Below are 22,684 nucleotides of genomic sequence, written 5' to 3' on the forward strand. Positions count from 1 at the left end.
ATAAATGGAGAATAAAAATGGCAGAGTATGAACATTTGCGTCTTGTTAAGATGCCACAGCAATTCGAAAGACGGAAAAAGCCCGGATTTGGTTCCGCTCCTAAACGTAACAGTCAACAAAGAGTTACGCATGGGACCTCTCTTATAAGACAGTTAGATTCAACTGTTGCTTATATCAGGAGCAAGCGAAAACCAGGAAGTATTGATCCATCATTAATCATGAAAGTAAAGTATGAGGGTTCAGCTGCTGATGAGGATTGGGAAAGACTTGGATTGCATGTACTTTCACATGACGAAGACAAAACTTTAGTTCTCTTTTCGTCAAACGACTCTCTATTATCTCTAACAGAAAGAATCAATGCGTACTCAGCCCCTATTCCCGCCAATCAGCGCAACCCTGCCTACAATAATTTTGTAGGCAACTTAACATCCATAGAAACAATTACCGCCAATGACAGGATTGGAATAAGACTTAGGGAGGATGGATTCGTTTCCTTAGCTGATTTTGATGAGGATGAAGTTTACACTTTTGACGTCGAGCTCTGGGATTTTGGTGGCAGGATAGCCCGAGAAGCTAAAATTGAATCAATAAAAAAAATCGCCATTGAAAATGGAGGCGAATACATTGATTCATATGTCGGACCGTCCATATCTCTTCTAAGAATAAAATGTAACACTGAATGCTTAAACGAAATATTGGAAATCCCTGAGATATACACAGTTGATCTGCCTCCATCACCTGATATGGAAACTAGCAGATATATGGAAATAGATCTAGAAAATGCTCATGAAGTTAATGATGCATATGAAGATTTACCCGTAATCGGGGTGATCGATAGCGGTGTAAATAATCACCCATTCCTAGACGGTGCTTTAATTGGTGGAATATCTTTTTTGCAGGATACCGGTGAAGATGTTTTGGGACATGGGACTTCAGTTGCAGGAATAGCAGCATTTGGTGATTTTCGGTATCAGCTTAGCATCAGTAACCGGCTTACTCGCTATGCCAAAATTTGCTCCGCCAAAGTAGTTAATAATGAAGGTAAATTCCCTGAGGATGTTGTAATTCCAAAATTAATGTCTCAGGCAATTAATGAACTTCATAGACATTATAGTTGTCGCATTTTTAACATTTCTTTGGGAGATCCCAAAGCACCATTTAATGGTAAGCGAAATGGTCAATGGGCATCCATTCTCGACGAGTTGGCACGAAGTCTCGATATCCTAATAATCGTTTCAGCTGGCAACGGTAATGCATGGGGTCAAAATCCTGAAGATGCTATTAATGAGTATCCAAATTTTCTCTTAGATGAAAAAAATAAGTTCCTTGAGCCAGCTGGTGCAGTCAATGTACTAACTGTAGGTTCGTTGTCTTGTGGTGATGGCTTACCACCTAGCTTAGCGCCGTATGTTGGAGTGCAACCTACAGCTAAATTGGATGAACCGTCTATTTTCACACGTACTGGCCCCGGTGTATTAGGTATATGTAAACCTGATATGGTTGATTATGGTGGCACTGCTATTTTCGATTCCGCAATATTTAAAATACGGTCTGGCGCCGATATTTCTGAAGCTGGCATGATAAGCCTTAATAACCATTTTTTGACTAAGTTATTTAAAACATCCTCTGGCACATCTGTTGCTGCTCCTATGGTAGCCCATAAAGCAGCAATATTACTCAAGCAAATTCCAGATTGCTCTGCTAATTTGCTAAGAGCTCTATTGGTAAATTCATCAAATCATCCTACGCTCAACCAACAAAGAATAAATATGTTAGATGAAGCGTCTAAAGGAAAAATTTATGGAAAGGGAGTTCCTCAGCTAAAAAACCTAATAGCATCCGAAGATAATCGAGTGGTTCTCTATTCAGAAGATTCATTACAACCAGATTACTTTGCAGTATACGAAATACCAATAACAGAAATCTTCAGAAATACGGCAGGCAAAAAGACAATAAAGGTAACACTTACATTTGATCCTCCTGTAAGACATACCAGAAAGGATTACCTTGGGTGTGAAATGAATTTCAGATTAATTCGTGGTAAATCTGCCGCTGAGGTTTTCGAATTCTTTAAAGTTAAAGATGATACCGGAATCGTCTCAGAAATGTCTCAAAGTAATAATTGCGATCTTAAACCTGGTGCAAATTCAAGAGACTTTAGCACTGTTCAGACGGCATCAGTCACCTATGACCGTGCTATGCAAAATTACGGAGATACATATTATTTAGTTGTAAGATGTCAAGCTGGATGGGCCGACTTTATCCAAGAACAACGTTATGCAATTGTAGTAGAAATGACACATACGCAGAATATAAATATTTACCAAACCATTCAGCAAAGAATCCAACCAAGGGTTCAACCGAGAATTCAAAACAGAAATCGTGTCTAGTCATGTAATAGGCAACTCATGTTGCCTATTGCTTCTGTAATCATGTTGTTTTTTTCGCATAATCAAACGCCGATACAAACTCTTCGATATTAGAATATAAATAATCCGCCCACCACTGAACCATCAAACGTCGCTCATCCAAGTGTTCAGAAGTATGAATATAGGCAGCGCGCACATTATTTCGCTCAGAATGGCTTAGCTGGCGTTCTATCGCATCATCGCTCCACAACCCTGATTCCCCCAAAGCACCGCGCGCCATCGTCCTAAAACCGTGCCCACAGACTTCTGTTTTGGTGTCGTAGCCCATTGCACGTAGTGCATTATTCACAGTATTTTCGCTCATGACTTTATCGGGATCATGATCTCCGGGGAACAACCGCTTGTTTTCTCCGCTCAAAGTCCTTAGCTTCTCCAACAAAACCAACGCTTGGCGGCTTAGCGGGACGATATGCTCTTCTTTCATCTTCATGCCACGGTGTGAGTAGCGTACACCTTTGATTTCTTCACGCTGCGCCGGTATGCGCCAACAAGCTTTATCAAAATCGAACTCATCCCAGCGGGCGAAACGCAGCTCACTAGAACGCACAAAGGTGAGTAATGAAAGCTCTACGGCGATGCGTGTCATGAGACGTCCCCGATAAGCGGCAAGCCGTGCGAGAAACTCAGGGAAACGATGAGGCGGCAATGCCGGATAATGCCGAGCTTTGGTTGCTGCCAATGCTCCGGCCATGTCGCTGGCAGGATTAGAATCAATGTAATCGTTCTGAACTGCATAACGCATAATGGCCGTAACACGTTGCTGTAAGCGCTGCGCTACGTCGTGCTTACCGCTGGCGTCAACGGCCTTAATCGGTGCTAAGAGATGGCTGGTTTTAAGACCACGAATATCAGCTGCACCAATGCGCGGGAAAATATACAGTTCCAAATAACGAAGCACTCTCGCTCGGTGATCTTCACTCCAACGTTTGTTGTTGGCATGCCATTCTCGGGCAATGGTCTCGAATGTGTATGCACCCGCAGTTTCAGCCTGAGCTTCCCTTTCTTCTACCTTTGGATCCAATCCTTGTACCAACAGCTTTTTGGCTTCGTCTCTTTTGCTACGTGCTTCGGCAAGACTGACCATCGGCCAAACACCGAAAGCAAGCCGATCCTCTTTTTTATCGTTAGGGCGGCGGTACTTCATTCGCCAATACTTGGAACCTTTCGTCGTAACCTCGAGATACAAACCGCCGCCATCGGCCATTTTGTAGGTTTTCTCTTTGGGCTTTGCGGTCTCTACCTGGCGGGCGTTTAGCTTCATTTTGGGGGCACATTTCCTATCGAAGTGGAGATGCCCCCAATTATGCCCCCAGTGCCCCCTGGATTTCAACGGACGGCCTCGGACAACGGCGGACGCCAAAAAGGCTACTCTTATTGATTTTAAAGGATTTTTTGGACTTCGTCGGACGGCTACGGAAGGAGGAATGGTGCGAAGGCCGCACCGCGATTGCCGACTTAACCAACTGAAATTATTGATATTAAAAAATAATAGAACCGCCATATATACTCACATGTATACTCAAGGCGATTCCTTGTGAATACAGCTAGCTAAAAACTACTCTTCATCATCTTCCACAGGCTCTAACGCGTCAAGCGTGACTCGCACCATCGCGATAGAACCAATACGGATAAAAGCATCTTCTCCATCCTCGTCGGTCAGCATGTAACGATCCGTTGTTTCAGGCTCGCCATCCAGCGTTTCAAAAAGCGCATTCAACTGACCGATATCATCCACCTCTTCGTTTTGCGGCGCATCAGACTCAACACACAGTGGAATCTCACCCCCTCCGTTCACCAGGGTGATATGGACATTAAAATAATCGTCTTCGTAGGCATCATCCTCTTCGTCAACGATTGGCCGCAGACCATCAGACAAAAACTGGTGAAATGCCACTTCACGCATATTTAACGCATAACGATACTCGGAAGAATCAAAAACGAAGAAGCGCTCTGTGTTTGGGGCGGTTTTTTCCTGAAAATAATAATAAAACCTCCGCTTATCCGCCGCTGAAATGGGCAACAGCAAATAGTCCAGATGTCCCTGTAGCCAAAGTTTTACGGTCCAGAGACCACTGTCCATTTCAATGCCGCTTGTGGCTATCGCTTCAAGATCTTCATCGGTTTTACGACGCTTTTTACGGAAGTCGTTTATCAACCGATCGCTTTCCGGAAACACCACATTTAGAGGCTTATCCAGAGCATTGCATATTGCCTGTGCGAGACTCAGCTTTGCCGCAACCTTCCCGGTTTCGATACGCTGAATTTGCTGCTGGCTGGTGCCGACCATAAACGCCAGCTCGCGTTGGGTGATAGATAGCTGTGTACGAAGATGTTTGATGTTGTTCTGTAACATGGCATCCATCCTTCAGAAGGGGAAGAAGATGCCATTAAAACACATAAATGAGTAAAGACACAAAACCGTGTTTTTGCTCATTTATAGACGCTCGTAAACGAAAAGAAAATCCCTTCATCGTTCTTCTTTTGTATGCCAGAGATCCACGATATAGATATCATTGTCACGGAGTTCGTAGTGTACCTCGTAGTCATCGAACAACACTTTTCGGACTTCCCGAGGTTCATATCGAGCCTGCTGTACGCCAATTGCCGGATGCGCTGTAAGACCAGCACAGCCAGTAATCAGGCGATCCAAAACATCATCGGCGTGCTGGCGACTGTACTGAAGGGCAAAACGGTAGATACGTTCCAGGTCATCCTGAGCTTTACGCGTCCAGTAAACTTCCATTTATCAGGCTTTCTTTAAACGGTTAGCGAAATCCACCATGTCCGAATGACTCACCACACGACCGGTATCCACATCGGCAAGACCGGCCTGGATGTTCTGGTGACGTCGCTCTCTTTCAGCCAACATGGAGAGTAATGCTTCCTTTATGACCCAACTCTTTGAGCGATCCAGCTCTACAGCCAGATTCTCAACGGCAAGAGCCAACTCAACTGGAATCTGAGCGCTGATGGTCTGTTTAGCAGAAGAAACCATAAGGATTACCTCGTTTAATAATACTTAATAACGCCTATTAAGATTAGCATAGAGGTGCCTATAAAAACATCACATCTTATTTCGCAGGCAACATCCCCGGATAGTGTTTCGCCACAATATCATTCATCTTCTCCACCAGATCCAGGCGTTTAAAAGTGATATGCCCGCTACCCTTCTGAAAGTAGCGAATAGTGAACAAATCATCCTCGAAGACCTGCTGATGCGGGTTATCGCGCACAAAATCCATAAACCGGATGGAGACATCGTGCCGGTTATCGGGAATGGTTTTACCATCCAGCAAGTAGAGCATCCGTTCCAGATCGGCTAACTGATCGCGCCGCCAGCCCCAATTCAGGCTGTAGCCCCATCGGTCGTGCTTCACCAGATTGTTGATGATGATCTTCTTACCGAAACAGCAGGGATTGTTGGTTTTATAGTCCCAGCTTAGTCCTTTGAATACGTTGATAATCCCACGTTCGAAAACATCCTGTTTATTGTGGTGGAGTTGTTTAAAGGTACTTAGGATGTTGGCTTCACTGATGGCTGGAAGATCGCCCTCTTCGAGGTTTTTAGCCCACTGGCTGCGGGCTTCGGCATCCATCAAGGTCAACATCCCGGACTTCAGCATGAGATCGCGCCAGATACTGCGGTCGATATTGCGGGTAATCACCGGCATCGCTTTATCTACTGATTGCATCAGCCAGCAGTCAAAGGAATGGCCCTGTCGCATCGCCCAATGCTCCGCTACATCACCACCGATGCTGGAGGTTAACCGCGAGATATCATCAAGCTTATGGATCAGGATTTCTATCAAGCTCAGCGCAGCATCACGTCCTGTGATGATACGCTCAATGCTGGTCGAGCAAATTAGCTCACTATGATCGGTTAAAACTTCAGCTTCTGTTTGCATGATATTTTGTCCGTAAAAAGCAAACACGCCCGCCGGGAGTGGCAGACGCATTATGCAATGAGTAAATAAGGAAGACAGATCGGGAATGTAATTCGGGAAGGAGACTCGCAAGAGTCAGCGTGTCAAAAGATTATGGCTTTGTCGTAACAGACCAGTTGCCTGTCGCGCCCGCAAAATATCTACAGCCCGAAGATAAGGCGATTGTTCCTGCCAGCTAAATCCCTTGCGATCGATACGAACCAGCTCGTACTTTTCCACCAGAAAGTTAACGGCATCCGCCAGCGTAATACCGGCGTCGATATGCTCCTGAATAACGCTTTCATCACTGAACGGAGTGTCATTCAGCGTTAGGCCATAGTGTTGCTCCAGTAAACGCGTAAGCAACGTTTGCCAGACAAGTACTGGCGGCGGGCATGGCTTCGCCACCCGCTGATTTACAGGAGGAGTTTTCATAAGTTTTCTCGTTGGGAAATGGACTTAGCGTTGGGTAGGATAGATAGCGAGATAAACGTAGCCACAACTACCATGCGTATCCGCTTCACAGGTCAGTTCGTTGTGGTACAGCGTAACGCAGTGCTGGTGCCGTGGATTAAGCTCACCACTGGTGAGCATCAGTTCTAGCTGTTTCATCAGTACAGGAAAAGCCAGGTCGAGATGGCGTAAATCCGCATCGCTGAACTGACCGTTAAAACTAGCGCGGTCAGCCAGGTAATGCAGTTGGTTGCCTTCCTGCACCAGGCGGGCACCAAAACACGGTGAGAAATCGCGTCTGAGTCCCCACCACGGTTCAGCAATATCATGAGCTGCGGTCATGTTTTTACTCAGCATTTTTGCACTCCTTAAAACGGTTAATTCAGGGTCACGCTACGCAGACTGACATAAGGCCCTTTGCGGTCCTGACGGCGTTCAGCAAAAACAGCCAGTACCCCGTTGATGTTTTGAACCTCCCTGCCGTAATAGTGGCAGACGCTGCCGTACCACTGATATTTCCCGGTAGAGATGCGAAATAATCGCGACTCAGGGTGCTGTCGGTATATCGCCATCGCCTGATGTTTACTGATAATTTTCATTAATAATCTTCCTTTAAAGCCAGCCACGTTCAGCAAACGAGACAACATCCATTCCGCCCACCACCAGGTGGTCGAGCAGCCGGATATCCACGAGAGTCAGGGCACTCTTCAGCCGTTTCGTTATCTGCCGGTCGGCATGACTAGGTTCCGCCTGACCGGAGGGGTGATTGTGTGCCAGTACGGCTGCTGCCGCATTGTGCTTCAGGCCTGACTTCACTACTTCGCGGGGATGGACTTCAGTACTGTTGATGGTGCCTTTAAACAGAGTTTCGTGAGCAATCAGGCGGTTCTGGTTATCGAGCCAGAGCAGCATAAACGCTTCCCGCTCGAGTAATGCCATCTGCAAGCGAAACCAGTCCCGAACTGAACTGCTCGATGTAAATGACACGCCGGGCTCACGCAACTGGCTTTCCAGCAAAGTTAAGGCGCGTTTAATGGCACGCTGTGTGGCGGGAGCCAGCTCAGCAACAACAGATAATGAGTTTGTTGTGTTCATGGTGAGGGTATCTCCTCTAATTTAAGTGGCTAACATTAGTGGTCAAACAGTGCCAGCATGTTTTCGGTCATCACCCATAGGGCGCGGTTGAGCTTCACGTCTCCATCGATGCCATTCACGGCGCGGGTACGGCTGCGTTTCCCCTGTGCGGTTCGTCCAGGCAGACCGCCTTTCAGCAGGTTTTCCTGAATGCGCTGGTAGGTAGTCCACAGGTCATCGTTCTCGTCCTGCCAGCGGCGAGGTGCAAGGATTTGCGATTCAGTCACTGGCTGGTACTCTTCCCCAAAACGGTACGCCAGCGCCGCTTTAGCAAGTGCATGCTGTGCTGGTGACGGGAGTTGCAGGGACTGCATAGCGTCACGTTTCTCTTCCACCCGGTCAAAGACGCTGAGCACCTCATAGGCACCCTCAATCACCTTCCCGACGACATCCCCCCTGTGTGGCACGCGGATCTCGCCAAACGACTGTCCGCAGACGAGCGAATTAGTGCAGACACTTCGGAATATCCCCGGCAGTAACTGAAAACTCGACGCGCCATCGTGCGAATTCAGAATGATGATTTCCGGCACCTGCTGACCGTTTATCTGACCGGCACGACGCAGGCGCAGCATATGCTTTGTATGTTCTCGCCTGCTCTGGTCGCGCACACGTGACTGACAGGCAAAGAAAGGCCAGAACCCTTCGCGTTTAAGGTTCTCCAGCAGGGTGATCGTGGGTATGTAGGTGTACTTTTCGCTTCTGGAGTCGTGCTTGTCTTCCCCGAAGACGCTGGGGACATGCTGCATCAGTTCTTCGTGGGTTAAGGGGCGGTCACGGCGAATCTGGTTCACCCGACCAAAACGGCTGGCTAATCGCATAGTTGATTCCTCATCTGATTAATCTGAAGGCATAAAAGCAAAAACCCCTGCTCCGTGAGGAGGCAGGGGCAGATATGTTGTTCACAGTGGGAGGGATATGGCGGGCAGGACTACAACGTATCCAGAATCTTCAGTATCTGCGCCATCAGGGCGGTGATAAGTGCAGTGACCAGCAACGTGACCGCTTCCCGGGCTGTATCAATACTGCTGTCATCGTAGCCTGCCTGACGCAGGCGAATTTCAATAAACTGCCGGGCCTGATGCCCGCCGCACCATGTCAGTGCCTGGCTCAGGGCCGTCACCAGCATTTTCAGAAAGGTCATAGGGTTTGCTCCGGACTGCCTGGCGGCAGCCCTCTGGTGGAGTGAAGATTTATTTGAGGAAGCTGATACAGGAAAGTGGCTCAGTGGTAGGTGTAACGCCATCCCCCCTTGTCAGTGGTGACGACGACTTCTGAAGCAACGCAGTTATTATAAAAATTTACTTTGACGGACTCCCCGTAGCGCAAGGAGGCGGGCAGAATAGTTTCCTTATTGCTGGAATATAGGTACTTCTGGTTATCAATACGACAGTTACCCCGGTTCACATCTATCTTTTCAACTTTGATACTGTCATCCAGCGAGGTGACCACGACCGTGACATAGCGTGTCCCGGCAGGATGAACCTGATTACTGGTCTCCACTTTGATGGTCGGCGCTGGCTCTGCCAGCGTATGAGCTGAGAGTGCAAGCAGTGCGGGTACCAGCATGTGTTTAAATTTCATAATCTGTTCCTTTTTAAAATAACGTAATCAACAGGCGTCAAACTCAGATGCAGGCTAGAGTGCATCTTTACCCACGCAGCCGTGTGTCCCGAATGCCGGTAAAACCTTAGTCGCCCCGGACAGCGTGAATGTGGCAGGCTTAACACCGTCTCCGGTTACTAAGACCTGTTTGCCCTTACGTAACTGAGCCCAGGCCAGCGCCAGGTTATTACCGCCCACTCGACTGCCAGATTCGCTGATATCAATAAGTGCTCCACCGTCGATACTGACCTGAAGGCTTTTATCTTCATCCATACTGACCTGATGCCCGCTGGCGTCAGTAAATATGACCGTGGCCGGTTGCGAGCCATAATCTTCACAGCTCAGTGACAGTTGTGACTGACCTTTCCCTTTGATGACAAACTCTGATACTCCCTGTCCCCAACCTCGGGTCCAGGTATCCTGACTGCCAGATGCCTGCGCCATAACCGGTAGCAGACTGCCAGCCAGTACCAGGATGCTGAGTGATACATTTTTCAAGATGAACTCCTTCTGTTAGTAAAACTACGGTGCTGACGAATGAACATGCGGGGTCATTCCCGGATGAGCCTGCTGATGTACTGAAAATGCGGCAGGGCCTGAATAAATCGCGGGTCTTCAAAAATCCGCCGGATATGACTGCTTCTGGTGAAGCCCCCGATGGTCATGACCACATCGGTGATGGCTGAAAGGGTAAATACTTGAATCCGCTCGCCAGTTACTGCCGTCAGGTACCACTCGCCTTCCAGACAGATAAGCCGGTAAGGGGCAACGGCGGACTGATGGTGTCCGTGATGCAGAAAATGAATGCGGCGATTGCTGATGATGGCCTGGATAATGACCTGAAAACCGCCAAACAACGCCGGAGCCTGACGGGGTGGCGCATTCCAGATAATGCAGGGGGAGTCCTGACCGTTGTCGAGCAGGACAGACAACAACTTAGGGTCAAGTGCCGGAAAGTAATGTGCCACCCTGGTTATTTGGGCAAAACGGATAATGTCGCTGTTGGTACGAAAGGGGCCCCGAGCATCCCGGAGACTGACGTGACCATCGATATATTCCGTGTCGATATAGCGCAGTCGTTCACGCAGGTCGCGCTGAACGGTACGCTCAGAGACGCCAAACTCCTGAGCAAGTTGCCTGATACTGAGCGTTTCTCCCATAAAGAGGCGGCTGACCAGTATGGCGAGACGGCTTGCCAGGCGGTCATAGCGTTGTTCCTGTTCAGACATGAGGGATGCTTCCTGCGCAAATGGCAGCCCCGTCGGGGCTGATGGTTAAGTAAAAGGTGTTAACGGGAAAGGTGCTGCTGTCTCAGCCAGGACACGATGATGCATGCTGGTATCGTGACCCGATAAGCCGGACCAGCGATGTCGGAAATCATCCACGCTGAACTCAGTGCGATGGCAAGAGGACCCGCCAGTACGGAAAGTGCGCGTGAAGCGACCACCACAGTTCCCCAGGTGGCAATACCGCCAAGAGAAGTGATGACACTGGCAGACAACATCGTTGCCAGCTCCAGTGCAGCCAGCGAGGAAGTCCGGATGGCAGCCTGAACGGCAATAAGAATGAGTTGTGGCGTGGGGTTTGTCAGATCCAGATGCATATTGTGGGAGAAAGCAGCCAGCTCTTCCGGTGACATCTGATCCAGGCTTTTTTCCAGTACCTTCATCAACAGAGCAAGCTCAATGGTTTCGGTAGTGCTTTTCTGGTTGTAATCCACATCAAGCTTGTCACAGACATCGACGAGGATTTCCCGATAGGTCACGCCTTGCCCCAGTCGGACCAGACTCGCCAGGGTATTCGCGCCGTAACGCTGAAACTCAGCGGCTATCAGTTGCCAGTAGCGGCGGTGGTCTGGTGCTAACAGGCGGTACTCCGGGGTACTGGTCAGACTCTCTGTCCAGCGAGTGTCACCATCGCGTGGGTCAGTGGTCAGGATGGAAACCAGTAATTGCAGCTCTTCATTGCTGCACTTGCCCAGCAGATTCAAATCAGGGTCGTTACGGTAGACAGCCATTGTTCTTTCTCAATCAGGGTGGTGGAGAGGCCACACTTTAAAGGAGGGAACTGTATGGATATGTCATCAGAAATGGTGGATTTTTGCGCAAAGAAATCTTTAAACGACAGGTTGTGTCTCTGGGAGAAATAACCAAGGGGCCAGCACAACTGGTTTGTTGCAGTTCATCAGGATGATATATATCTGAAATTTATTTCAACCGTTTTACCGCTGAGGAAGAACCAAAGAAATGAGTGTTTTCAGCAATAAAGTAAGACTCTTTAGCGAGTGCATAAAGATAATGTATGAAATACTGTTTATCTTTATTATTGGTAAACTGCTTGTATATTTCTGAATTCGCAGCGTTCAAATCTTGAGTAATTACACTTGTATCAGAATTGAAAAGAGTAAAAATAGCGTGATTCTCTCCGGACTGCTCCCTGTAACCACTGGTACTTCTTAAGAGCAACCCATTCTGATATTCTTTTGTCACAGTAAGGTGCAATACCCCTCCTTCTCTGTCCTCCATGGCTTTGAGTGCATTAAACCAGCAAGCATTAATTTCCTCACCAATAACGTTATTAAAACCTCGAGTATCAATATAAAAATTGACATGTAAATAAGGCAGGTTATCACAGTTGTTCTTTAATACAACCCAGAAATAGCCCAGAACATGGTTCTTAAATGTGGTTCTGGATCGGATATTATTAAAAAATCGGGAGCTTAGCGTTTTTAGTGTTTTCATGTGATCCGGAATGGGATCTCCGGAGACACCTTCAGCAAATAAAGAGAAACAGAGTGTACCCGAATTCTTATGCCTGCGATTCATCTCGTTATGAAACTCTCTGGCAGTACTGAACATTCTCATCTTTTTATCTATATCTTTTTTTATCGCCCTCAGTAAAAGCCATTTATTTCGTTCACAATTCTCCTTATCTTCTGAATTAAAAATCAGTTTCCCATGCTGAAGTCCTGCGTACTCAGACCTTAAAACAGTAATAAGATTGAAAACATCCCCAATGCTACTATCATTAGATTTATGATAAAAACAAATGCAATATTCTTTTTCCAGCCGACGAAAATCAACAGATGTGACCATCACATTCTTATACTTGTCGGCCTTTTTCGGGAATATAAAACGAAAATCATCAGACATGTTGAACGCTGCCACTGGTCAGACTCCTTTCCTGTCCGTCGTCATGACTCTGGCTATCAGCCAGACATCAGAACAACCATTTTGTTTTCTCTGTTCTCTGAAGATAGCCGATCAGGCTGCCATCACACCACACAAATTATGTAATTTAACAACACAGATAACGTAAAGAAACCTGCCATAACGGGACTCTTACGCTGGTTACCTATCAAGCTTCACCTCAGAGCAGTAGGGATCGCTACAGAGGTTTTTTTAGCTCACGATAAACGAAAAGCCAAGCCGGCCAGTTACAGTGCTGTAAACTCCAACGGCTATTTTTACCGTGTTGACCGATGCTTGTCCGCCATAGCTATCATAACTCCAGAGTGGCAACATATCACCATGAAGTAAAACCACCGGTCTGTACACCCCATCTGTACCAAGGTCATATCGCCCTGCTTGTCGGATTGGTAATATAAACAATAAAGAAGAGCATGTATCATGAACTATCTTAATCGTAAAGCAGGTTAACCACCTTGATTATATTGACCTCAAGGAAGTGTCAGTAACGACATAATAATGTTCTTACAGTCATTATCCTAATTAATAAAAATGAAGCAAGTGTTATCATCAGCAACCACTCACTATGCACTACCTGATATCATCATTGTAACTGTATAAGTACATATCATAATGGATAATCAGCAGGCATAGTCTTTAATCACCTACACATCACAAGTTGACTAAATTAAGTTATTAATACTAATCTGGGGCTTATTCGACAATATCTTTACCGAAGATACTTTTTGTCTATGACTGATTAGAAACGCATGTAAAAAGATCAGAGTTCAGATCAGCCCATTTGTTATTCTGGCTAGTTTATAGCCTCAACCCTTCCTGTATTAAGGCCATAAAAATCGTAGTACTTACTGCTTTACTGTAGTCACTTAGGTATAACGTAAGATAAAAGAACTTAACGTTTACTGGCGCGTTACGGACACTCTGAGACTATATTCAGCACATAGATTATTATCATGAAAAAAAAACACCTTCAGAAAAGTGACGACTGTATCAGTCGCAGTTTTAAATACGCAGCTGTCATCGATTCTGTTTTAACGCAACTGTCTTTTTTTATGTCACCGGTAATGGATATGAATCACATTCAACCGGAGACTTTCCTCATGTATTACATCTTTAACGATTTCTGGCAGCAACGTATTGCCGCTACCTTTCAGAATGCCCTGGATGCCTATCCACGAGTATTAATGCTGAGAGTTGATCTACGCCTGCCTGATGCCCCTGCCGCCACTGACGCCGCTGTAATATCCCGTTTTACAGAATCCCTTAAAGCCAAAATTACCGCCTGTCAGTTGCGTAGAAAGCAGGAGGGCAAGCGGGTACACCCCACAACGCTGCGGTATGTCTGGGCTCGGGAGTTCGGCGAGCGTAGCGGTAAAAAGCACTATCACGCTGTTTTACTGCTGAACCGAGAGAGTTGGTGTGGAGCTGGTGATTACAATTCACCGCACACGCTGGCCGGGATGATTAAACAGGCCTGGTGTAGCGCGTTGCAGGTGGACGTGCAGCAGCATGCCACACTGGCGAATTTCCCTGAGAATCCAGCGCTATGGATTGACAGGGGGAACAGCGCACAACTTCAACAGGCCCTAGCTCGGGCTGATTACCTCGCTAAAGACCACACCAAAGTCACCGGTGATGGCGGGCGTAACTTTGGCTGTAGTCAGGGCTGACTTCCTGGCGTCCTCAGCCCTTTGTCTGACCTCTCTAGGTAATATTTTACATACACCCCTTATCCTCTGAAGGAGTACCGGTGTGCAACAGAACTCAACCCACACCGGGCTCCTCCCAACATTCATTTTCAGAGGGAGAGATTCCATGACTACCAGTACAACACCATCCGCCGCGTCATTATTTAACGCAGAAGACCCGCTTATCGATATGGCATACATCACCAAACACACCAGGATGACCGACAAGTGGTTTTACAAGTTGATTCAGGATGGCAGGTTTCCGAAACCCATCAAACTGGGACGCAGCTCCCGTTGGTATAAAAGTGAAGTCCAGAGTTGGATGCAGCAGGTTATTGCCAACTCACGGGGGTACTGAAGTCAACCGGGCAGCATCGCTCCCGTCAAACTGCTAACTGCATATCACTCCGTTGACGATACGAACATGAAAAGCGGCGTTACTGTGACACTAAGCCCAGCCCCGCTTGCAGCCGAAAATCCTGCCCCATCAGTTCCAGCTATCCATTATCAACCTGTAACCCGCCATCCTTCCACACAGACAGCCATCTCTCGACGGTGATAGCCTGCATGTCGTATGGCGGTAAGGAGTCAGTCCGATGAATTTTAAGACCATTACCAGTGAGAATCTGCACGCCGAAATTCGTATGCTGAAATGCTACCTCGCCAATGACCACCGTGGGCATTTTGTGACAACCAGTGAAGCAGCGAACATACCGGGACGGGTATGGAGCTGCGTATCCTGTGGCTGTCGACTCATCTTCCATACCGGCACGCACGCTGACTCTCCCTGGTTCGAACATGACCAGAGGACAGTAGCTGCCAGTACGTTGATGAGTTGTGCGCATATTGACCCGGCAGTGAAAGCGGAGATACGCAGAAGTACATTACGGAGTCTTTTCAACACACTGGACTCCCCGGTAATGTCGCTAGCTTGGTACTGCGTCTGGTGCGCTAACCATTACAGCGGGGAAAAACGCTGCACAGTCTGCGGGAACGGTATTTACAGCATTGAGGAAGCCTGCTGGCAGAATAATTACACCTGAATTGCCCTGCTTGTTGGGGAGATGCCAAACTACAGCTTCATTTGGTCTGTCACATGAGCAACCATGATTTTAAAAAGCGGATAATGCTCTGAAAGAGACCAAGCAATAGCACTAACAGTGCTGCATCTACATGAATGTTTTGGGTTGCAGAACTAAATTTCGGGCATATATCGGAATGCAGTACGCAATTTTTCACGTGAAAAAACTGTAATTTTTGCCCCGGGTTACGTAAAATATCACGTAACCAAATTCATTCGATTTTTATACGGATTACAGCATGGCTAGTGTTGATGCAGATTACTGCTACTCTTTTCCAGCTATACGTGGCATTCAGGCTGGTCGTCCTTTCTACATCGCCACGTGCCCGATGCGCATAATTCCCAAGATATTCAGCTTTGATGAAAATGACGTACCGCCTGAGCTACGCGCACAGCGCACGCTGAATAAATCGCGTATCCCCGAAATGGTGCGTTATCTTCTGGAAAATCCAAAAGATTATGTGTTCTCTGCGCTTACAGCATCCATTGCCGTTGACGTCCAGTTTGATGAGCACCCAGGTACAAACAACTTAGGAACGTTATGCGTACCGATGGATGCGCAAATTCTGATCAATGACGGTCAGCATCGCCGTAAAGCGATTGAAGACGCTTTGGATGCTCGCCCGGAGCTGGGCCAGGATAATATTCCGGTATTGTTCTTTGTTGATGAAGGCTTAAAACGTAGCCAGCAGATGTTCGCCGATCTGAATAAATACGCCATTCGCCCCAGTCCGTCGCTGGCGTCTCTATACGATCATCGTGATGCCAGTTCAAATCTGGCACGTTATCTGGCGATGTCCATAGAGCCGTTTGTTGGGATGACAGAACTGGAAAAATCTGGCATCAGTCAGCGGTCGAATAAGTTATTTACGTTGAGCAGCATCAAGCAGGCTACCCGCGCATTGTTGGGTAAAGATCCCAAAGAGAACAACTTTGAGGAATGCACCCAAATTGCTACCCAATATTGGCAGGCTATTTTTAACGTGATGCCGGATTGGCAGTTAGCGGCTAAAAAAGAGGTTTCTCCGGTTCAGTTACGACAAGATTATGTTCACGCTCATGGCATTGGATTGCAGGCACTTGGGCAACTGGGATATACCCTGCTAACGGATTATCCTGAGCAGTGGCCGGAGAAAATAGCTGCACTTAAAACTTTTAACTGGCGCAGAAACAACCCGGATCTCATCAAACGTGCGATGCAGCACGGCAAACTGAGTAAAACCAGTACGGCGATCCAGCTCACCTGTAATGCGCTAAAAACCGCGCTCTCAATTCCCCTCACTCCTGAAGAACAGGAGCTTGAAGCTCAAATGGTTGTCTCATGAGTAAATTAGTTCAGGCCTACGATTTGGCCGAATACGAAGATTTTATTAATCAGGAGCAGTTCGCTGGACGCCCTCTGGCCGAATATGTTGCCGAGGTTCAAAGAATTTATTGTGCGGATAAGCGTCCGTGGGTAATTGGCTATAGCGGCGGGAAAGATTCTTCCGCTGTGATCACGCTGGTGTATCTGGCCCTGCTCGGCCTGCCCCCGGAAATGCGCAGCAAAGATGTTTTTCTGGTGTCATCAGATACACTGGTGGAAACACCAGTGGTCGTGGATCTGATTAAGAAAACAATGTTGCAGATTGAGGCAGGCGCAAAACGTAATGGCCTGCCGATCACTCAACATGCCGTGATGCCTAAAACTAATGAAACCTTCTGGGTCAATTTACTAGGGAAAGGTTATCCGGCCCCAACCCGTAGTTTTCGCTGGTGTACCGAGCGTATGAAAATCAATCCGGTGAGCGACTTTATTAAAGATAAGGTCAGCCAGTTTGATGAAGTGATTGTTGTCCTCGGCTCACGTAGTAGCGAGAGTGCCTCCCGTGCGCAGGTCATCGCAAAGCACAAAATTGATGGCTCACGCCTGGCCCGGCATACCACGCTGGCAAATGCGTTTATCTATACCCCTATTGATACCTGGGATGTAGAAGACGTCTGGAAACTGCTGCGCGGAGCGTTCCGCTATGCTCCTGAAGATATCGACGAATGGGAAAGCCCGTGGGGTGGAAACAACCGTCCGCTGTGGACGCTGTATATGGACTCTTCCGCACAGGGTGAGTGTCCCCTAGTGATCGACGAAAGTACCCCTTCTTGCGGGAATTCTCGCTTTGGCTGCTGGACCTGTACCGTAGTCACCAAAGATAAAGCGATGGAAAGTCTGATCAAAAATGGCGAAGAATGGATGTCGCCATTGCTGAAATATCGTGATCTGCTGGCGTTTACCACCGATCCGGTGAATAAAGACACCTATCGCAACTATAAACGCCGCACCGGTAAGGTGAGCTATCAGTACGCTAAAGACGGCGAAGATCGCAGTGCAGAGCGTAAGCATGTTCCTGGCCCCTACTGGCTCAAATACCGCCAGCAGTGGTTAAAAGACTTACTGGAAATTGAGCGTGATTTAAACGCCCAGGGCCACACGATTACGTTAATCACCCAGCCGGAACTGCACGCTATCCGCCAGGAGTGGTTGAAAGATCCTAACGAGCCAGACTGGTATGACACACTCCCCGGTATTTACCGCGAGGTATATCAGCAGGATCTGAACTGGGTAGTTGACGATCAGTCGCGCTTTGATGCCAGCGATGCTGATTTGCTGGCCCAGATAACACAAGGGTTTAATGTAGTACCTGAAATGGTGATGAAACTGATTGAGCTGGAAACCTCAATGGAAGGGTTAAGTCGTCGTCAGGGGATTTTTGACAAGCTCGGCACAATTTTGAAGCAGGACTGGGGCAGCCTGGAAGAGATCCAGCAGCAACAAGCAACGCTGCAAAAGCGCAACGATCGGGATATTCATCAGGACGAAGTTGAAAAGCTGGAAGATGAACTTCAGACTTTGCAGCGCAGAATTATCGATGCGGGCGAATCGTCTGTGCTTATCGATGAGGAAAATAAACGTGCTCATTAAGCAACTGGTATTACATAATTTTCGCGTATTTTGCGGCACACACACCATCGATCTGGCTCCCAGAAAGCGTCCGCATGAAGTAAACCCTCGTCCAATTGTGCTGTTTGGTGGTTTAAATGGCGCAGGGAAAACGTCTATTTTGTCGGCAATTCGACTGGCACTGTATGGGCGTTTAGCGTTTGGCCCGGCAATGCAGCAGCAGGAGTATGTTGAACAACTCGGTGCACTGGTGCACAACGGGACGTATACAGCAGAGCGTCCGGATGAGGCCGCAGTAGAACTGACCTTTACCTACAACCAAAACGGCCATGAGACTGAATTCACCGTCACGCGTAGCTGGAAGAAAGGAAAGAAAGACCGTCTCTCTTTGCAGCAGGATGGACAACCGCGTAGTGAGCTCAGTTATGACCAGTGTCAGGGGTTTTTGAATGAATTAATTCCTCACGGTGTTGCCGATCTTTTCTTTTTTGATGGAGAGAAGATTGCAGAGTTGGCGGAAGATGAATCCGGTAATATTCTGCGTACAGCGGTGCGTCGTTTGTTGGGACTGGATCTGATCGCCAGACTGCAAAATGATCTGATGATTTTTGTCAAACGCCAGCAAACCGCCCAGTTGGGTGGCTCCCAGCAACAGCAGGTTGAAGCGCTTGAGACAAAGATTAGAATGCTTGCCGGTCAGGCAGAGAAATTGCTGGAAGAGGCCGATTTCGTTAACTCGCGGATTGAATTTTTATCCCAGGACATTATTCGTCATGAGGGATTGTTAAATGCGCAGGGGGGCGCATTTGCCCAAACCAAAGCACAGGAAAAACAGAAAGTTGAAACGCTGTTAAAAGAAAAAGAACGTTTGGAAAAATCGTTACGACAGGAATGCGATGGATCGTTGCCCTATGCGTTAGCACCTAATACGTTGTCGCGGTTGCTGGAAAAAATTGCCAATGAAGCACAGATCAAGCAGGCGAAAAATTTTGAGACGGAGTTAAATCAATTTTTAACGCAACTCAAAAATGATATCGCGTTCCGTTCCAGCAGTGAGAGTAGTACCAGAGCCATTGCTACCGAAGCTATTACCAATAATTTGGACGCATATATGGCAGCCAAACCAAAAGGTGATTTGCTGTTTGATATTTCTGAACGTGAAGCCGGTATGCTCCAGCAGTCCATTGAGCAAGACAGCAAAAAAGCATGGCAGCGTTTTGATATGTACCGCCAACAGTTAGCGGATATTGAACAACAACTGGAGCAGGCCGCAGCTAATATTGCTCGAGCCCCGGAAGACGAGCAATTAGTGGATCTCTTTGCAGCATTACGTGAGCTCGACCATAAGCGTGAAAAACAGCGGCAAAAATACCGCTCACTGCTGGAAGAGGCTAAACGGACAAAACAGCAGCAACTGGACTATGTTCGTCAGGTACAGAAAGCACATGACATCACTCGTAGCCAACATGGTTTGAGCAGCGCATTAAAAAATGCGCAGGAAACCATTAACCTGCTCGATTACTACAGCGATGTACTAACGCAGGCGCGAGTGAAAAAATTATCTGCTAACTTTGAAATTGCCTACCACAAGCTGGCTCGTAAAGAGGATTTACAGCTTAATGCACACATAAATCCACAGACATTTGATGTTGAACTGGTGGATGAAAAGGGTTCGGTGATTAATCGCAAGCTGCTTTCTGCGGGTGAAAAACAAATTTATGCGATTGCCATTCTTGAGGCGCTGGCAAAAACCTCTGGGCGTGATTTCCCGGTGATTATTGATACGCCTCTAGGGCGTCTGGATTCTCAGCACCGGGATAAGTTGATTAATCATTATTTTCCGGAGGCCAGCCATCAGGTTGTGCTGCTATCAACCGATACTGAAGTAGATGAGCGTTATTTCGTCGATCGACTGCGTGATGATATTTCTCATGCTTATGAGATTGTGTTTAATGCGCATACCAAATCATCTGCGCTGAAACCTGGCTATTTCTGGGAATTAACCAAGGAGGCTGTCTGATGCTCCCGAATCGAATGGTGCTTAGTCGTCAGACTGAAGACCAGCTCAAGAAGTTAAAAGGATATACAGGGATTACGCCCAATGTCGCTGCTCGACTGGCATTTTTCCGCTCGGTGGAGAGTGAGTTTCGCTATTTGCCTGAGCGGGATAGTAAGAAGCTGGATGGCTCGCTAGTGCTGGATAAAATTACATGGCTTGGGGAAACACTGCAAGCTACAGAACTGGTGTTAAAGATGCTTTATCCGCAATTGGATCAGAGGGTGATGATTAAGGCGTGGGCATCGCATGTTGAAGATGGAATTGCAGGATTAAGAAATTATCGTACATTATTATCGATAGCTAAAGCCTTATAAATTATTATTTACCTTATACGCAATGCCAAAAATAAAATTTTGGCATTGCGTAATCTTTTAGATATCCGCTAATAGTCTTTCGTACTCTGAATAATCCGCATCATTTTTTATATTCAAATCACTTAGCATCTTTATTCCAGAAGCAACAATAAGAGTGTTTTTAATCCTAACTCTTAATTTTGACTGAACACCAAAAAAGGGATCGTCAAAATTAACAAAAGATGCTTTTTCAAACAACTCGTTAACATCAAAGTGTAAATAGCCGTCATCTTCGCAGATTATTTTAAAGAAATCGAAGCATGCCTGCATACCTAGTGTTTTCTTGAATACATTATATTTCCATAGATTACTTACAATAGCTTCAAGAAAATTTAAAATGATATCGAATAATGTTTTATCTTTATTATCAATATATAACCTCCTCAAAGGGGCTTTATATGGAATACTCAGTAGCATATTTCTATCACGACCTTCAGAAACTTTTTTAGTTTGCAATATATCTCTGTCGGTTTTGGGATTACTTGTAATTAATGATAAAATCCCATCAATTATTGATGCCATTGATATAGTTGAATTTGAACCTCCATTCACGACGCCTAGTTTTATCTTTCCTCTAAGTGGTGATTTTTCATCTTCTGATAGAACGCGAGTGAAATAAACTGCAAGGGTTTCTGGTGACCAAGATGATGGCTCACCTTGTTCCATATCAAATTGGAATAGATTATAAGCTAGATTTTTATCCACTCGTCTTTGATTAATGTTGATATTGGTGAAGATTCTACCATGATAAGCTAATGGGAGATCTAAATATACTGAGCATAACAACTCCATATCTTTGCAGCTTGAATTAGTAAATCCAAAGACTCGATGTTGACCATCAATAATAGAAGCTAATTTCTCTCCTGTTGGAATCGTAAGATAATAAAAACCATTATCTTTTTTCTCTATATCCCAGCGTACAGCTTCATCTGTGACCAAAGTTCCATTACTAGAGTAATTAACACCTAATATAATTGAGTTTGGGAAACTAGCATCTACTGTTTCAGTATATCTCTTTATTTCTTCAAGCCGAGACCTGGTTGTAACCCTTTGGTTACCAACCAATTTATTGATGAATGTACCAACGTGAGAGATAGATTGGTCTTCATAACCATCTAATATCTCAGCCCGAATTGTATAGCACACTTCTAACAAAACTTCAGCAGGAATCGATACAACATAAAAATCCCCTAACGGTTGTTCTACTTTAATTGCTGGCAACTTCATTGGGAATTTATTCATTTCTTTCACCATCTTTAATATTAGATAGGGCAGCCTCTTGATATCCAGTAGGATCAGGTTCGGTTCGAGAGGTATCATTATCAAATTTATCGTCATTTACATTAGCACATATAAATATAAGCAATGTAATAAGGGTGCCAATATTTAATAAATATGAACTTCCTGTCTTTGTTGTTAAGTACCCAACAACACAAAAAATAAGAGCAAGAACACCAAATATCATCCCTAAGCCTAAAAAATCCTTTGTCGATTTTTGGTTATTTAAGATCACATCCACACATAAAGTTCCAAGTATAGCAAACGAATAAGTAAAAACATTTACACTCTCAAAAAATGATGCATTTTTATCCCCAGATATTATTGCTGACAAGTAAGGGAGCCATAATCCAACACCACCGACAAAAAGAATTCCTGCAAGGAAAAAAGCAATAAAAGAGATACTATTAAATGTGTTAACAATCCGTCCCCATAACTCTTTAAGAACACTCCCCCATGGACTATGCCTCACCTTCCCCATGACTGGACTCCCTTACCGAAAGAAATAGAAGATTTAGCACTATATTCCGGGCGAAACAT

Annotated in this window: 26 protein-coding genes; 8 read left to right on the forward strand and 18 right to left on the reverse strand. The window is 46.2% G+C overall.

The window, feature by feature from the left end; translation table 11 throughout:
- The first annotated feature begins 17 nt into the window (after positions 1–17).
- On the forward strand, positions 18–2,390 hold the full coding sequence (locus HF675_RS20860) for a S8 family peptidase (RefSeq protein WP_187043714.1): 2,373 nt from the start codon (positions 18–20) through the stop codon (positions 2,388–2,390).
- A 40-nt stretch (positions 2,391–2,430) separates the two neighbouring features.
- Here the strand turns inward: HF675_RS20860 and HF675_RS20865 are convergent, their stop codons facing one another.
- The 16 genes from HF675_RS20865 to HF675_RS20940 all read right to left on the reverse strand — a co-directional run bounded on the left by HF675_RS20865 (position 2,431) and on the right by HF675_RS20940 (position 12,708).
- Complete coding sequence (locus HF675_RS20865) at positions 2,431–3,690, reverse strand: integrase arm-type DNA-binding domain-containing protein (protein WP_187043715.1); 1,260 nt, start codon at positions 3,688–3,690, stop codon at positions 2,431–2,433.
- 294 nt (positions 3,691–3,984) lie between these two features.
- Positions 3,985–4,782 (reverse strand): helix-turn-helix transcriptional regulator, encoded by a 798-nt coding sequence (locus HF675_RS20870; RefSeq protein WP_187043716.1) that lies wholly within the window; start codon positions 4,780–4,782, stop codon positions 3,985–3,987.
- Positions 4,783–4,896: 114 nt separating this feature from the next.
- Positions 4,897–5,172: a type II toxin-antitoxin system RelE/ParE family toxin gene (locus HF675_RS20875; protein ID WP_142816026.1), complete on the reverse strand. Its 276-nt coding sequence runs from the start codon at positions 5,170–5,172 to the stop codon at positions 4,897–4,899.
- Between the two features lie 3 nt (positions 5,173–5,175).
- Positions 5,176–5,424: a CopG family ribbon-helix-helix protein gene (locus tag HF675_RS20880; RefSeq protein ID WP_142816027.1), complete on the reverse strand. Its 249-nt coding sequence runs from the start codon at positions 5,422–5,424 to the stop codon at positions 5,176–5,178.
- Positions 5,425–5,500: 76 nt separating this feature from the next.
- On the reverse strand, positions 5,501–6,334 hold the full coding sequence (locus HF675_RS20885) for a DUF4942 domain-containing protein (RefSeq protein ID WP_142816028.1): 834 nt from the start codon (positions 6,332–6,334) through the stop codon (positions 5,501–5,503).
- A gap of 114 nt (positions 6,335–6,448) precedes the next feature.
- Positions 6,449–6,787, reverse strand: coding sequence for a TA system toxin CbtA family protein (locus tag HF675_RS20890; protein ID WP_090122177.1), 339 nt, complete (start codon positions 6,785–6,787; stop codon positions 6,449–6,451).
- 24 nt (positions 6,788–6,811) lie between these two features.
- Positions 6,812–7,162 carry a type IV toxin-antitoxin system YeeU family antitoxin gene (locus HF675_RS20895; protein WP_142816029.1) on the reverse strand — a complete coding sequence of 117 codons (351 nt, stop codon included), beginning with the start codon at positions 7,160–7,162 and terminating at the stop codon, positions 6,812–6,814.
- A gap of 20 nt (positions 7,163–7,182) precedes the next feature.
- Entirely contained in the window at positions 7,183–7,404 is a 222-nt protein-coding gene (locus HF675_RS20900) for a DUF987 family protein (RefSeq protein WP_142816030.1), read from the reverse strand.
- Between the two features lie 13 nt (positions 7,405–7,417).
- Positions 7,418–7,900 (reverse strand): DNA repair protein RadC, encoded by a 483-nt coding sequence (radC, locus tag HF675_RS20905; protein ID WP_187043717.1) that lies wholly within the window; start codon positions 7,898–7,900, stop codon positions 7,418–7,420.
- 35 nt (positions 7,901–7,935) lie between these two features.
- Positions 7,936–8,757 carry a DUF932 domain-containing protein gene (locus HF675_RS20910; RefSeq protein WP_187043718.1) on the reverse strand — a complete coding sequence of 274 codons (822 nt, stop codon included), beginning with the start codon at positions 8,755–8,757 and terminating at the stop codon, positions 7,936–7,938.
- A 110-nt stretch (positions 8,758–8,867) separates the two neighbouring features.
- Positions 8,868–9,080 carry a hypothetical protein gene (locus HF675_RS20915; protein ID WP_010434180.1) on the reverse strand — a complete coding sequence of 71 codons (213 nt, stop codon included), beginning with the start codon at positions 9,078–9,080 and terminating at the stop codon, positions 8,868–8,870.
- A gap of 80 nt (positions 9,081–9,160) precedes the next feature.
- Positions 9,161–9,520 carry a hypothetical protein gene (locus HF675_RS20920; protein WP_010434179.1) on the reverse strand — a complete coding sequence of 120 codons (360 nt, stop codon included), beginning with the start codon at positions 9,518–9,520 and terminating at the stop codon, positions 9,161–9,163.
- Between the two features lie 54 nt (positions 9,521–9,574).
- Complete coding sequence (locus tag HF675_RS20925; RefSeq protein ID WP_142816459.1) at positions 9,575–9,985, reverse strand: hypothetical protein; 411 nt, start codon at positions 9,983–9,985, stop codon at positions 9,575–9,577.
- Between the two features lie 107 nt (positions 9,986–10,092).
- Positions 10,093–10,770, reverse strand: a complete 678-nt coding sequence (locus HF675_RS20930; protein WP_048225434.1) for a YafY family protein — start codon at positions 10,768–10,770, stop codon at positions 10,093–10,095.
- A 59-nt stretch (positions 10,771–10,829) separates the two neighbouring features.
- Positions 10,830–11,558 (reverse strand): DUF3944 domain-containing protein, encoded by a 729-nt coding sequence (locus tag HF675_RS20935; RefSeq protein WP_187043719.1) that lies wholly within the window; start codon positions 11,556–11,558, stop codon positions 10,830–10,832.
- 190 nt (positions 11,559–11,748) lie between these two features.
- Entirely contained in the window at positions 11,749–12,708 is a 960-nt protein-coding gene (locus HF675_RS20940; RefSeq protein WP_142816034.1) for a hypothetical protein, read from the reverse strand.
- A 1,142-nt stretch (positions 12,709–13,850) separates the two neighbouring features.
- Between HF675_RS20940 and HF675_RS20945 the strand changes: the two genes are divergently transcribed.
- The 7 genes from HF675_RS20945 (at position 13,851) to dndE (ending at position 20,827) form a co-directional block, all read left to right on the forward strand.
- Positions 13,851–14,420 (forward strand): inovirus Gp2 family protein, encoded by a 570-nt coding sequence (locus tag HF675_RS20945; RefSeq protein WP_187044781.1) that lies wholly within the window; start codon positions 13,851–13,853, stop codon positions 14,418–14,420.
- A 145-nt stretch (positions 14,421–14,565) separates the two neighbouring features.
- Positions 14,566–14,796: an AlpA family transcriptional regulator gene (locus HF675_RS20950; RefSeq protein ID WP_142816035.1), complete on the forward strand. Its 231-nt coding sequence runs from the start codon at positions 14,566–14,568 to the stop codon at positions 14,794–14,796.
- A gap of 286 nt (positions 14,797–15,082) precedes the next feature.
- Positions 15,083–15,481, forward strand: a complete 399-nt coding sequence (locus HF675_RS20955) for a zinc-ribbon domain-containing protein (RefSeq protein ID WP_255427366.1) — start codon at positions 15,083–15,085, stop codon at positions 15,479–15,481.
- 277 nt (positions 15,482–15,758) lie between these two features.
- On the forward strand, positions 15,759–16,844 hold the full coding sequence (gene dndB, locus HF675_RS20960) for a DNA sulfur modification protein DndB (RefSeq protein WP_187043720.1): 1,086 nt from the start codon (positions 15,759–15,761) through the stop codon (positions 16,842–16,844).
- Positions 16,841–18,475, forward strand: a complete 1,635-nt coding sequence (dndC, locus tag HF675_RS20965; RefSeq protein WP_187043721.1) for a DNA phosphorothioation system sulfurtransferase DndC — start codon at positions 16,841–16,843, stop codon at positions 18,473–18,475. Before dndB ends, dndC begins: the two co-directional genes overlap by 4 nt.
- Entirely contained in the window at positions 18,465–20,474 is a 2,010-nt protein-coding gene (gene dndD, locus HF675_RS20970; protein WP_187043722.1) for a DNA sulfur modification protein DndD, read from the forward strand. The genes dndC and dndD overlap by 11 nt, the downstream gene beginning before the upstream one ends.
- Positions 20,474–20,827, forward strand: coding sequence for a DNA sulfur modification protein DndE (dndE, locus tag HF675_RS20975; protein ID WP_187043723.1), 354 nt, complete (start codon positions 20,474–20,476; stop codon positions 20,825–20,827). Before dndD ends, dndE begins: the two co-directional genes overlap by 1 nt.
- Before the next feature lie 57 nt (positions 20,828–20,884).
- Here the strand turns inward: dndE and HF675_RS20980 are convergent, their stop codons facing one another.
- Both HF675_RS20980 and HF675_RS20985 read right to left on the reverse strand, forming a co-directional pair.
- Positions 20,885–22,108 (reverse strand): DGQHR domain-containing protein, encoded by a 1,224-nt coding sequence (locus HF675_RS20980; protein ID WP_187043724.1) that lies wholly within the window; start codon positions 22,106–22,108, stop codon positions 20,885–20,887.
- Positions 22,101–22,625 carry a hypothetical protein gene (locus HF675_RS20985; protein ID WP_187043725.1) on the reverse strand — a complete coding sequence of 175 codons (525 nt, stop codon included), beginning with the start codon at positions 22,623–22,625 and terminating at the stop codon, positions 22,101–22,103. Before HF675_RS20985 ends, HF675_RS20980 begins: the two co-directional genes overlap by 8 nt.
- Between the last annotated feature and the right edge of the window lie 59 nt (positions 22,626–22,684).

It is taken from the genome of Serratia sp. JUb9, assembly GCF_014298095.1.
Lineage (GTDB): Bacteria > Pseudomonadota > Gammaproteobacteria > Enterobacterales > Enterobacteriaceae > Serratia_B > Serratia_B rhizosphaerae.

What these genes read in the sequence shown, in the direction of transcription:
- HF675_RS20860 (WP_187043714.1), top strand. Translation starts at nt 18, where the DNA reads ATGGCAGAGTATGAACATTTGCGTCTTGTTAAGATGCCACAGCAATTC.
- HF675_RS20865 (WP_187043715.1), bottom strand. Translation starts at nt 3,690, where the DNA reads ATGAAGCTAAACGCCCGCCAGGTAGAGACCGCAAAGCCCAAAGAGAAA.
- HF675_RS20870 (WP_187043716.1), bottom strand. Translation starts at nt 4,782, where the DNA reads ATGTTACAGAACAACATCAAACATCTTCGTACACAGCTATCTATCACC.
- HF675_RS20875 (WP_142816026.1), bottom strand. Translation starts at nt 5,172, where the DNA reads ATGGAAGTTTACTGGACGCGTAAAGCTCAGGATGACCTGGAACGTATC.
- HF675_RS20880 (WP_142816027.1), bottom strand. Translation starts at nt 5,424, where the DNA reads ATGGTTTCTTCTGCTAAACAGACCATCAGCGCTCAGATTCCAGTTGAG.
- HF675_RS20885 (WP_142816028.1), bottom strand. Translation starts at nt 6,334, where the DNA reads ATGCAAACAGAAGCTGAAGTTTTAACCGATCATAGTGAGCTAATTTGC.
- HF675_RS20890 (WP_090122177.1), bottom strand. Translation starts at nt 6,787, where the DNA reads ATGAAAACTCCTCCTGTAAATCAGCGGGTGGCGAAGCCATGCCCGCCG.
- HF675_RS20895 (WP_142816029.1), bottom strand. Translation starts at nt 7,162, where the DNA reads ATGCTGAGTAAAAACATGACCGCAGCTCATGATATTGCTGAACCGTGG.
- HF675_RS20900 (WP_142816030.1), bottom strand. Translation starts at nt 7,404, where the DNA reads ATGAAAATTATCAGTAAACATCAGGCGATGGCGATATACCGACAGCAC.
- radC (WP_187043717.1), bottom strand. Translation starts at nt 7,900, where the DNA reads ATGAACACAACAAACTCATTATCTGTTGTTGCTGAGCTGGCTCCCGCC.
- HF675_RS20910 (WP_187043718.1), bottom strand. Translation starts at nt 8,757, where the DNA reads ATGCGATTAGCCAGCCGTTTTGGTCGGGTGAACCAGATTCGCCGTGAC.
- HF675_RS20915 (WP_010434180.1), bottom strand. Translation starts at nt 9,080, where the DNA reads ATGACCTTTCTGAAAATGCTGGTGACGGCCCTGAGCCAGGCACTGACA.
- HF675_RS20920 (WP_010434179.1), bottom strand. Translation starts at nt 9,520, where the DNA reads ATGAAATTTAAACACATGCTGGTACCCGCACTGCTTGCACTCTCAGCT.
- HF675_RS20925 (WP_142816459.1), bottom strand. Translation starts at nt 9,985, where the DNA reads ATGGCGCAGGCATCTGGCAGTCAGGATACCTGGACCCGAGGTTGGGGA.
- HF675_RS20930 (WP_048225434.1), bottom strand. Translation starts at nt 10,770, where the DNA reads ATGTCTGAACAGGAACAACGCTATGACCGCCTGGCAAGCCGTCTCGCC.
- HF675_RS20935 (WP_187043719.1), bottom strand. Translation starts at nt 11,558, where the DNA reads ATGGCTGTCTACCGTAACGACCCTGATTTGAATCTGCTGGGCAAGTGC.
- HF675_RS20945 (WP_187044781.1), top strand. Translation starts at nt 13,851, where the DNA reads ATGTATTACATCTTTAACGATTTCTGGCAGCAACGTATTGCCGCTACC.
- HF675_RS20950 (WP_142816035.1), top strand. Translation starts at nt 14,566, where the DNA reads ATGACTACCAGTACAACACCATCCGCCGCGTCATTATTTAACGCAGAA.
- HF675_RS20955 (WP_255427366.1), top strand. Translation starts at nt 15,083, where the DNA reads ATGCTGAAATGCTACCTCGCCAATGACCACCGTGGGCATTTTGTGACA.
- dndB (WP_187043720.1), top strand. Translation starts at nt 15,759, where the DNA reads ATGGCTAGTGTTGATGCAGATTACTGCTACTCTTTTCCAGCTATACGT.
- dndC (WP_187043721.1), top strand. Translation starts at nt 16,841, where the DNA reads ATGAGTAAATTAGTTCAGGCCTACGATTTGGCCGAATACGAAGATTTT.
- dndE (WP_187043723.1), top strand. Translation starts at nt 20,474, where the DNA reads ATGCTCCCGAATCGAATGGTGCTTAGTCGTCAGACTGAAGACCAGCTC.
- HF675_RS20980 (WP_187043724.1), bottom strand. Translation starts at nt 22,108, where the DNA reads ATGAATAAATTCCCAATGAAGTTGCCAGCAATTAAAGTAGAACAACCG.
- HF675_RS20985 (WP_187043725.1), bottom strand. Translation starts at nt 22,625, where the DNA reads ATGGGGAAGGTGAGGCATAGTCCATGGGGGAGTGTTCTTAAAGAGTTA.